Raw genomic sequence first — 10944 nt, 5'->3', positions numbered from 1 at the left:
GGGGCGGCGTAGCCGACCGCGGTGACGGCGGCCGACGTAGCAGCACCATGACCGGCACCGCCCACGCCGCACCCTCCGGCACCTCATCCGCCGTACGGGTGTCCGTGACCGTCACCGTCGGCAGCGTGCCCACGAACTGACGCACCAGCAACGTCGACCCGTCCTCGGCCAACGCGACCGAGTCACCGGCGATCGACATCGCCAACACACCGGGCTCCCTGATCGGCTCGATGTCGACGGTCACCCGCACATCCGACTCGTCACCCGGCTCCGCCAGAGCCGGCGACCCCACCGCCACCGACCCGGCCAGCAAGGCACCCGCGGCACCCGCCGCAAGCAGCCGCTTACGATTCCACACGTTCATCTCGATGCTCCGTTATCACTCGTCGTTGTCATTCGGGATCAGTCGGCGCAGTTGATGCCCGGGTATTGCGCGGTGACCACGGACGTCACCTGCTCGCCATCGATCGAACCGGTGGCCCGGACCGTCGCCGTGCCGGCCGAGATCGAGGCAGTCCGAGCGGCGAAGGACTGGTATGCGTTCGCCGCCGACGCGACGTTGGCGAAGGACTTCTCGCCGTACGCGCTCTCCAGGGCGATGTTCACCGGCCCGTCGTGGTCGTTGCGCGCCTGCACCGCGACGTACGCCTTACCGGCGACGCACCGCGCCTGCGCGGTGGCCGTGACGGACACCTCGCGCGGCGTGGTGTCCCGGACGTGCACGTCGCAGGTCACGCTGGTCGACTTGCTCGGGTCGCTCTCCGAGGTCGCGGTCAGGGTGACCGTGGTCTGGTTGGCCGATCCCGGGGCCCGGCTGGCGTAGACCGGCACGTCGACGGTGCCGCCGGCCTTCGCCGAGACGACCTCGTACGGCATCCAGGCCGTCCAGCCCTCGCCGGCGGAGTCCGCCGACAGCCGATACACGTCGGAGTCGACGTACGTCGACACGTCGCCCGGATGCCCGGCGGTGACTCCGGCCACTCCGGTGTTGGTCAGCGGGAAGGAGCACCGCGCCGTCCGCGACGGCTGCACGCCCTCCTTCACCGGCTGGCCCACCGCGACGCCACGCGCGTTCGGCCCGGCCCCGTCCAACGACCGGATGGCCACCGTGTACGACAGCACGCCGTCGGCGTCCCGACGCAGGTCCAGCACGTAGACGTGCAGCCGGTTGGCCTCGTCGACGTACTCGTACTTCGAACCGGAGTCGGTGCCGGCGTGGAACAGCGCGTCGTTGAGCTGACGGTGATCGGCGATGGTGGCCATCACCGGGCTGCCGTCCGGCGCGTAGTAGTCGACCATCTCGATGTCCTGCGGGTTGGCGTCGACCACCCAGTTGAAGCAGTTGTAACCGCAGGTGTTGCCCTCGCGGGTCTTGTTCTTGGCGATCAGGACGCCGTTGTCGGGGGTGAACGAGTCGAAGCCCATCCGGTCCACGACCTCGACGGTGTAGTCGTCCCAGCCGGTGTTGCCGTGGCAGAACGGATCCGTGTTGATGTTGCAGTCGGGAGTCCGGTCGGGGCGACCCGTGCCGTCCAGGCCGATCCGTACGCCGGAGACCCCCTCGGGCCCCGGGTCGACCGCACGCGCGGTGACCTCGGCGACCACGACGCCGGAGTCGGCCAGAGCCTGCCGGCTGAGCCGGAGCACGTTCGCCGCCGGCACGATGTTCATCGTTATCTTGTTGCGCAGCATGAGCCCGGCCGGGCTCCAGCCGCCCTGGTTCGGCGGGACGACCCAGCGCATGTGGTGGCCGCCGGGACCGTTGAACGAACCGCGGTCCATCATGTCCCAGGGTGCCGAACCGACCCGGTGGAAGGGCGACGGCGGGTTCTCCCGATGGGAGAACGGGTTGTTGTTGTTGTCGCCCATGCTGAAGAAGAAGTGGCCCATCTCGTGGGTGATGGTGCCGGAGCTCTCGCCCTGCCGGATCGACGCCTGCCCCCAGTGCTGGGCCGCCGCCTTCCAGGACGTCCACTCGACGTAGCGGGTGGGGGCCCAGTTGGGCATGCTCTCGGAGCCGGGGATGTGCTTCGGGCCCCACTCGTCGGGGATGTCCTCCTTGTTGAGGAACATCATCTCGCCGAACTCCTGCCAGATGCTGGTCTCGTCGTAACCGGCGTAGACCCGCAGGATCACGTCGTACCCACAGTTGCCCGTACAGCCGCGGTCCGTCCGCCAGGCGTTGGCCGCGTCGTTGTTGAGGTTCCCGTTGCAGGTGAAGCCCCTCGGGCAGGCTGACTGCTGGTTGAACTCGTTCAGCCCGTACTCGAAGAGGTTGCGCGGCATCCGGTAGGGGCCGAACGCGTCGAGCTCGGCCACCCCGAACTGGCCGCGGCTCTGCTCCATCCAGTACTCGTGGATGGTGCGCCCGTGGTTGAGTTCGCCGGGGTTCATGTAGTAGTCGCGGTAGAACTCCGGGACCGCGCTGCGGGAGATCGGGTCGATCTGTGGGTTGCCGAACAGGTCGCTCTTCTTCGGCTGGGTCATGACGAACGGCTGGTCGGGGAAGTCGACCGCCACCAGCGCGATCCGCAGGCCCCGCACCGACGGCTTGATGTTCGGATCGTTCCAGTTCGTGTTGGGGATGTCGTTCCAGTCATCCCACGTCATGTCGTACTGGTTCTTCCAGCTCTGCGGGTCGACGGGCTGGAGCGCGTTCGGGGGGTTCACCGTCGGCGCGGCGTGCCCGGGCGTCGCCGGCGTCGCCAGCAGAGCCAGGGCGCTGGCCGCGGCCACCAGATATCGCAACCTGCGTCGCCAGGGGGTGGGTTTCGGGATGTACTCGTCTGTCACGACGTCTCCTTCTGCATCGACAGTTGTCGGGCCATCCGGGGAAAACGTCTTGCGATTTCGTGTTCAGAGAGACCGTCAATAGGGCTGGCGGGCTGTGCCGCGCCTTTGCCGCCCTATTGACGGTCTCTCTTTTTCGATGCCCCGTCGTCACTCGTCGTTGGTGTTCCGGGGGATCAGTTGGCGCAGTTGACGCCCGGGTGTTGCGCGGTGAAGACGATCGACATGTCCTCGCCGTTGACGGAACCGGTGGCGCGGACGGCCACCGTGCCGGCCGCGACCGAGGTCGTCCGGGTGGCAAACGACTGGTAGGCGTTCCCGGCCGGCGCGACGTTGGTGAAGGACTTCTCGCCGTACGTCGTCTCCAGGGCGATGGTCACCGGCCCGTCGTGGTCGTTGCGTGCCTGCACCGCGACGTACGCCTTACCGGCGACGCACCGCGCCTGGGCGGTGGCCGTCACCAGCTGGCCGAGGTTCCGGAAAGTGAGGTCGTTCGCCTGTTCGACGTTCCCGTTGTGGTCGGTCGCGCGGTAGCTGATCGTGTGTTGGCCCGCGGCCAGCACCTGGAACGGCTCGTCATAGGTCTCCCACGGGCCGCTGTTCAGCCGGTACTCGATCCGGTCCACGCCGGAGCCCCACCCGTCCTCCGCCGAGAGCAGGACGGTCGGATTGACGTACCAGTCACCCTGCTTCGGCGGGTCCTGCGTCAGTTCGACGGCCGACGTCGGTGCGTCGACCTCGATCTTCTTCAGGGCGGCGCGGAGGTTGGGCAGCGGGCCGATCTGCTGAGCGGTGTTGCCGCCCTGCGGGGTCCCGGTTTCCTTGAGCAGCTCGGCGATCTGCGTGGCGCTCCAGACCTCCTGGTCGGTGGCCTTCAGGTAGGACTGGATGGCCACGACCGCGCTGGTGACGATCGGCCCGGCTCCGGAGGTGCCACCGAACGACCTGGTGTACCGGATGTTGATGTTGGCCGGAGTGGTCCCGCCCTGGAGGTTGCCGTTGCTGCCGGTGGTGGTGATGTTCTGGCCCCAGCCCTGTAGGTCGACGCGCGAGCCGTAGACGGAGAAGCTCAACCGTTCCCGCGTGGTGTTGCTGCCGGCACCGACGATGATGGCGCCCGAGTCGCGGATGCTCCGGTTGAAGCGCCCGAGGAACTCCGGACCGTCCAGGTTCTCGCCCCCGTTGCCGCCGGTCGCCACCACCGTGACCCCGAGCTGCGTGAGCAGCACGGTGGCGTCGAACGCGGACTGCATCCATTCGATCGGCACGTACCGGGTACCCCCGTTCGGGCCGACGGTCTGCTGCTCGATGAGCAGCGCGTCGCCCGGCTCAAGGAACTGCGACGCGTAGACCATCGCCTCGGCGGGCACCCAGCTTGTCCGGTTGGGAGCCACCTGCCGCACCGGGGACATGCCGTACATCGTGGCGTCCGGCACCCCGCCGGTGATGCCGTACCCGTTGTCACGGGCGACCAGTTGACCGAAGACGGCGGTCCCGTGTTCGTCGGCGAACGTGGTGACCCGCGGGAACGCGGTGCCACCGAGATCCGTGGACCAGTCGAGCTGGAGATCCTCGTGGAACGGGTTCCAGTCGTACTCCAGGTCGACGATCCGGATGCCGGCCCCCCGGGTACGCGGGTCCCGGTGCGCGAAGTCCGCGTCGATGCCCTCGGAAGCGGGCCGGAGGTAGCCCTGCATGGGGGTGAAGTCGGGGGTCGTCGAGGGCGGGGGAGCGGGGTCCGCGGCGACGTAGGCGTACGCGACCTCGGGCAACGCCAGCAGGTCCCGGATCACCTGGTCCGCGTCCACCTCCGCCGGCAGGGTGAGCTGGTACCACGAGGCCAGGTCGGGAGCCGTCTCGCCCGAGCGAGCCTCCGCCTCGACGGCCAGCTCGGTCAGCTCCTCGGCGGACACGTGCTGCATCAGCGGCGCGAAGTCCGTCGCCCGGTACGCGTCGAGCAATGAGCGGACCCGCTGTAGGTTGTCCGACCGGCCTCGCGCCCGGAGGGCGTCGTTGGCGCCGCGGACCTGCAGGGATTCCTCGAACTTCACCTCCAGCCGGACCTCGGAGGAGACGGTATCCGAACCATGGGCGTCCCGTCCGTCCGACAGGCTGCCGGAGACGGTCAGGGCGGTCGTCGTCCCGGTCAGCTCGTCGGCCCGCTTCAGTTCGTCCTTGTCGAAGTGGACGACGAGATCATCCCGGCCGTCGTTGTCGACATCGGTGGTGAAGGCGAGCGGGTGGTTGCCGTCCCGGGCGACGCCGACGCCCTTCCCCGCGGCGTTGCCGAGCATCACGGACGCCGGGTCGAGTTCGCTGGCGTCGACCCGGTCGTCGGTGAGGACGGCGACGGGGATGAATCCCGGGCTGGCGAGGTTGATGCCCTCCGGCATCTCCACGGTGAGTTCGATCGGGTGTGGGTCCGCCTCGCCGGCGTGTGCCGCCGGCATGGCGAGCAGGGTGCCGGACACGACCAGGGCTCCGGCGCTGATGGCGGCGAGCAACGGCCTGGTCATGGCCGACCTCGCTCCGACACGGCACGGTGGCCCGGGGTCCGACTACTGTGGATCGTCCGGCCTATCGCTGAGTCGCCACACATAGTGATCCCTTCCAGGGAAGAGTGCTATTGCACTATCACACCGTATTCGCGATCTCTCTGGACGGTCAAGGGTCAGCTTTTACCGGCCTCGATTGAGGCTCTCGGCCGGTGATCGGAATGGGGATGGCCGGACGCGCCGCGTCAGACCTCCAGCGGCAGGCCGTCCTGATGCAGGCGGAAGCCGTCAAGATCGGCGGAATCGGCCGCGAGGCGCAGGCCGGGCAGCTGTTGCGCGATTCGCTCGAACATGATCCGGCTTTCCAGGCGGGCCAGGTGGGCGCCGAGGCAGAAGTGGATCCCGTGCCCGAAAGCGATGTGCTTGCGGACGTCGGTGCGGTGGATGTCGAAGACGTGCGGCCGTTCGAACACCGCGGGATCCCGGTTCGCTCCCCACAACGACAGCCCCACCCGGTCGAACGCGGGGATCCGGCCGCCGGCGATCTCGATGTCCTCGAAGGTGAACCGTGGTGGCACGATCTCGACCGGCCCCCGGAACCTGAGTGTCTCCTCGACCACCGCCGCCGCCAGGGACGGATCGTCCCGCAGGGCCTGCCACTGCTCGGGGTGGGTGAGCAGCAGCCGGATGCCGTTGACGATCATGTCGACGGTGGTCTCCTGGCCGGCGACGAGCAGTAGTTGCACCAGCGCCACCAGCTCGTCACGGTCCAGCCGGTCGCCCTGCTCCTCGATCGCCACCAGCTGCGAGATGAGGTCATCGGCGGGAACCGCTCGGCGTCGCGCCGCCAGCTCGTCGAGGTACGCCCCGAACTCCATGGTCGCCGCCGGGCCGTCGATGCTGGCCGACACGATCGCCGCCGACCAGGCGCGGAACCGCGGCCGGTCCGACTCCGGAATGCCGACCAGCTCGGCGATGACGTTGACCGGCACCGGGTCGGCGAGGTCGGTGATCCCGTCGATGCGTCCCTGCTGGCGTGCCCGCGCGACCAGCCGATCCGCGAGGTCGCCGATCCACGGCTCCAACCGGGCCACCGCGCGTGCGGTGAAGCCGCCGCTGACCAGCCCGCGCAGGCGGGTGTGGTCGGGCGGGTCGAGGTTGATGAGCTGGCGAGCCTCGATTCTCGCTACTTCCGACAGTTCGTGCAGAGCCGGCTGCCAGCTGCCGGGGGAGTGCCGGTGAACCTCGTGCCCGATCGCCGGGTGGCGCAGCCCTTCCAGCACATCGGCATGCCCGGCGATCACCCAGAACGGATTACCCGCCGGATCGATCTGAAGTACCGGCCCGCCACTGTCTCGTACCCGGTCGTAGAACCCGTGCGGATCGCGGCGGACCGCCGGATCCCACAGCTCTGAGACGCCGAACTCGGCGACCACGTTTCCTCCTTGAACCGGAAGTCCACTGTGCGCTGCGGGCGCCCTGCGCATCCCGCAGGATGGCACGCGCCTGGCCGTCAGCGTCAGGAGTCCGGCCGTGCCGCGGACAGCTCGACGCCCGCCCGACCAGGAGGTTGAGCGCTAACATAGGTATGTTTCAGGTTTGTGTCAATGCCGCGACCTTACCCGATCGTAGGGGTTGACGACCTGAGAGTTAACGCTCACACTCGCTGACAATCACGGATCCCGCAACCGATGACTCAGCCCCTTCCGCGGCCGCTATGGGCACCGACTTCTGTGGACCAGCACGACGGTTTAATGGAGGAGGTTCGATGTATTAGCTCCGACTCGGCCATCGGCCCCGCCCCCGGCGCAGTGGGCGGAAACGCGCAGAATGCTCCGGCGCCGTGCTGGCAGTCGCCAGGCTCGCGCCGTACGTGATACACACCTGCACCGAACCGGGACCCGCGCCGCCGACGGACGGCCGGACCGCTTCGGCGCAGCGGCTCGGCATGGCGTGGTGAGCCGTCCGCGACGGGCCGGCAGCCCGGCGCGCGCTTCTCGGCGCCCTGCCGCAGGTGCACGCCCACCTCGACGATTCACCGAGCGACAGTCCGAAATGGTCGGCGACATCCGTGCGCCGCGGGCCGACCGACCGCGGGTCAGCCGGGCTGGTCATCCGCCCGGGTGATCGCCGCCTCCGCCCACGACGGCAGCTGACGAGTCGGGCCGAGGCCAACCCATCAAGCGGACCTGGATCTGCATACCGCAAGCAGGAGGCTGGCCGGGCGGCCAGCACATACCCACCGGGAAAGGACGATCCTAAGTGGCTCAAACCGAGAAGCTTCCCGTCAGTCGACGGCAGGTTCTTCAGGCATCAGCCATCGGGGTGGCCGCGGCGGCCACCGCGGGCGCGCTCCCAGCGACTGCTGCCCAGGCAGCGACCGCCACCGAGACGACAGCCGGCCCGACCGCGCTCGACGCGATCCCGACCGATCTCGGTGCCGGCGCTACCGCCCCGGTCCGGCCGTTCCAGCTGCGCGACGTGCGGCTGGGCGACGGTCTGCTCCAGGAAAAGCGCGACCGCATGAAGAACTACCTTCGGCAGCTCGACGAACGGCGCTTCCTCGTGCTGTTCAACAACCAGGCCGGTCGGCCGAACCCGGCGGGCGTGACCGCACCCGGCGGCTGGGAGGACGGTGGCCTGCTCAGCGGTCACTGGGCCGGCCACTTCATGACGGCCCTGGCGCAGGGCTACGCCGACCTTGGCGAGCCGATCTTCAAGACCAAGCTCGACTGGATGGTCGACGAGTTCGCGGCGTGCCAGGCCGCGATCACCGCGCGGATGGGCAGCGGCGGCCCGGGCGGTGAGGACCCGGAGGAGCCGCCGATCGGTCGGGTGGCGGGCCGCTTCGGTAGCGGGCTCCGCCTGAACGGGCCGAGCCGGGCGGAGCACGTGACCCTTCCGCAGGAGGCGATCAGCCAGCTCGCCGACTTCACCATCGCGTCCTGGGTGAATCTCGCGGCCACCCAGAACTGGAGCCGGCTGTTCGACTTCGGCCAGAACAGCACCGTCAACATGTTCCTGGCCCCGCGTTCCGGTGCTACCGGCAACGCGCCGAGGTTCGCGATCACGGTCAGCGGCAGCGGCGGGGAGCAGCAGATCAACGGCACCACGGCGTTGCCCATCAACCAGTGGGTGCACCTGGCCGTGACGCTCGCCGGGAACACGGGCACGCTGTACGTGAACGGTCAGCAGGTCGGCCAGAACACGAACATGACGCTCAGCCCGGCCAACCTGGGGAACCCGGGGAACCGGTGGATCGGGCGGTCGCAGTACGGCGACGCGATGCTGAACGCGACCGTCGACGAGTTCCACATCTTCGACCGCGCCCTGAGCGCGGCGGAGATCCAGTCGCTGCAGGACTCGCCGGCCGGAAGCACCAGCGGCGGGTCGATCGCCTGGTACCGGTTCGAGGAGGAGAGCGGCTCCACGATCCGGGACTCCTCGCCCAACGGCCGCGACGGCGGCATCGTGCCGATCCAGAGCGGCGGGACCGGGCTGTGGATCCCGACCCACCCGGGTTACCTGGGCGCGATCCCGGAGGACGCGGTGCTCCGACTCGGTCCGCCGAGGTGGGCCGTCTACGGCAGCAACGCCGCCACCAACACCTGGGCGCCGTGGTACACGCAGCACAAGATCATGCGTGGTCTGCTCGACGCGTACTACCACACCGACAACCAGAAGGCCCTCGACGTGGTCGTCAAGATGGCCGGCTGGGCGCACCTCGCGTTGACCGTCGGGGACAAGAACCACCCCGCGTACCCGGGACCGATCACCCGGGACAACCTGAACTACATGTGGGACCTCTACATCGCCGGCGAGACCGGTGGTGCGAACGAGGTGTTCCCCGAGATCTACGCGCTCACCGGCGACACGAAGCACCTCGACACCGGCAAGTTCTTCGACAACCGGGAGTCGCTCTTCGACGCCTGCGTCGAGAACCGCGACATCCTCGTCACCACGCCGCAGACCCGCCCCGGTCGTCGCCGTCCGGAACGGCTGCACGCCAACTCGCACGTGCCGCAGTTCGTCGGCTACCTGCGGGTCTTCGAGCACACCGGGGACAACGACTACTTCCTGGCCGCCAAGAACTTCTACGGCATGGTCGTCCCGCACCGCATGTACGCCAACGGTGGCACGAGCGGCAACTACCCGGGCTCCAACAACAACATCGAGTTGTTCCAGAACCGGGGCAACGTCGCGAACTCGATCGCCGCGGGTGGCGCGGAAACCTGCACCACCTACAACCTGATCAAGCTGGCTCGTAACCTGTTCTTCCACGAGCACAACCCGGCGTACATGGACTACTACGAGCGGGGCCTGCTCAACCAGATCGCCGGTTCTCGGGCCGACAGCACCAGCGTCAGCAACCCGCAGGTCACCTACTTCCAGCCGCTGACCCCTGGTAACGCCCGCGGCTACGGCAACACCGGCACCTGCTGCGGCGGCACGGGTATCGAGAACCACACGAAGTACCAGGAGACGATCTACTTCAAGTCGGCCGACGGCAACACGCTCTGGGTCAACCTGTACGCGCCGTCGACGTTGACCTGGGCCGAGAAGGACTTCGCCATCACCCAGGAGACCAAGTACCCGCGAGAGGACCGCACCAAGCTGACCGTCAACGGCAGCGGTCCGCTCGACATCAAGCTGCGGGTGCCGGGCTGGGTGCAGAAGGGCTTCTTCGTAAAGATCAACAGTGTCAGCCAGAACGTCAACGCCACGCCCAGCAGCTACCTGACGCTCAGCCGGACCTGGTCGCCGGGCGACACCATCGAGATCCACATGCCGTTCAGCATCCGGATCGAGCGGGCGATCGACCGCCCCGACACGCAGTCGATCTTCTGGGGTCCGATCATCATGCAGCTCCTCGGAAACCCGGGGGGTGGCAACTTCCGGGAACTGTCCCTCTACCGCCACCTGAAGCGGGACGGCGACTACGCCCACGCGGCGGTCACCCACACCAGCACCACGGCGGCGGGTGACTCGCTCTTCGCCGCGCAGGGCTTCAACCTGCGGCCGTACTACGTCGGCGACACGCAGGCCGCCTCGACGTACTTCCGGCGGGTCGAGCCGACGATCGTGTTCGGATCCATCGACACCGGCGTGCCCAACCGAAAGCGTAACGACGGACTCCCGAACTACGACGTCCCCGTCACGGGCATCGTGTCGCCCGGCACCGACGGCCCGACGTTCCTCGACCTGGTGTGGGACAAGGCGCCCTTCGCCAGCCACGGCCAGTTCGTGTCGACCGTCACCCAGACCGCCGAGGCGTTCGTCACGGCGGGTGTCTTCACCGCGGCGGAGAAGGACCTGATCGTCTCGCACGCCGCCCAGTCGAGGCAGGAACTCGAACCGCCGCACACCTGGGACGTCGAGGTGGAGGCTCGTACGCAGCTCATCGGCACCACGGCGTACGTCTCCGTCAACGCCCGCAACACCGACGACGTACCGCTCACCATCGAGCTGATCACGCCGTACGGCTCGCGGACGGTGAACGGCGTCGCCCCGGGCAAGTCCGCCTACCAGGCGTTCAACAGCCGCAGCGCGTCGGTGCCGGCCGGCACCGTGACCGTCAAGATCACCGGAACGGTCGACGGAGAACCGGGTCGCCTTCGCCCGGCAGGCGTACAACGACGCGGTGATGGCCTACAACAAC

4 protein-coding genes and 1 pseudogene are annotated in these 10944 nt (G+C 68.4%); 1 reads left to right on the top strand and 4 read right to left on the bottom strand.

Annotation, left to right across the window (positions count from 1 at the left end; genetic code table 11):
* The 4 genes and pseudogenes from AB0M52_RS22960 to AB0M52_RS22945 form a co-directional block, all read right to left on the bottom strand.
* Positions 1–364: pseudogene (locus tag AB0M52_RS22960) on the bottom strand (hypothetical protein); the annotation flags it as partial.
* 38 nt (positions 365–402) lie between these two features.
* On the bottom strand, positions 403–2793 hold the full coding sequence (locus tag AB0M52_RS22955) for a peptidase M6 (protein ID WP_363957097.1): 2391 nt from the start codon (positions 2791–2793) through the stop codon (positions 403–405).
* Between the two features lie 173 nt (positions 2794–2966).
* Positions 2967–5306: a S8 family serine peptidase gene (locus AB0M52_RS22950; RefSeq protein WP_363957095.1), complete on the bottom strand. Its 2340-nt coding sequence runs from the start codon at positions 5304–5306 to the stop codon at positions 2967–2969.
* Between the two features lie 224 nt (positions 5307–5530).
* Positions 5531–6721: a cytochrome P450 gene (locus tag AB0M52_RS22945; RefSeq protein ID WP_363957092.1), complete on the bottom strand. Its 1191-nt coding sequence runs from the start codon at positions 6719–6721 to the stop codon at positions 5531–5533.
* A gap of 826 nt (positions 6722–7547) precedes the next feature.
* Between AB0M52_RS22945 and AB0M52_RS22940 the strand changes: the two genes are divergently transcribed.
* Positions 7548–10944: beta-L-arabinofuranosidase domain-containing protein (locus AB0M52_RS22940; RefSeq protein WP_363957089.1), on the top strand; the 3397-nt coding region annotated here is incomplete at its 3' end.

The sequence above is a fragment of the Micromonospora sp. NPDC051296 genome (assembly GCF_040682255.1).
Lineage (GTDB): Bacteria > Actinomycetota > Actinomycetes > Mycobacteriales > Micromonosporaceae > Micromonospora > Micromonospora craterilacus.
The sequence above is the reverse complement of the archived record's forward strand: the minus strand, read 5'-3'. Positions and strand labels throughout refer to the sequence as shown.

Coding starts and splice junctions, on each gene's coding strand:
- AB0M52_RS22950 (WP_363957095.1), bottom strand. CDS start 5,306: ATGACCAGGCCGTTGCTCGCCGCCATCAGCGCCGGAGCCCTGGTCGTG.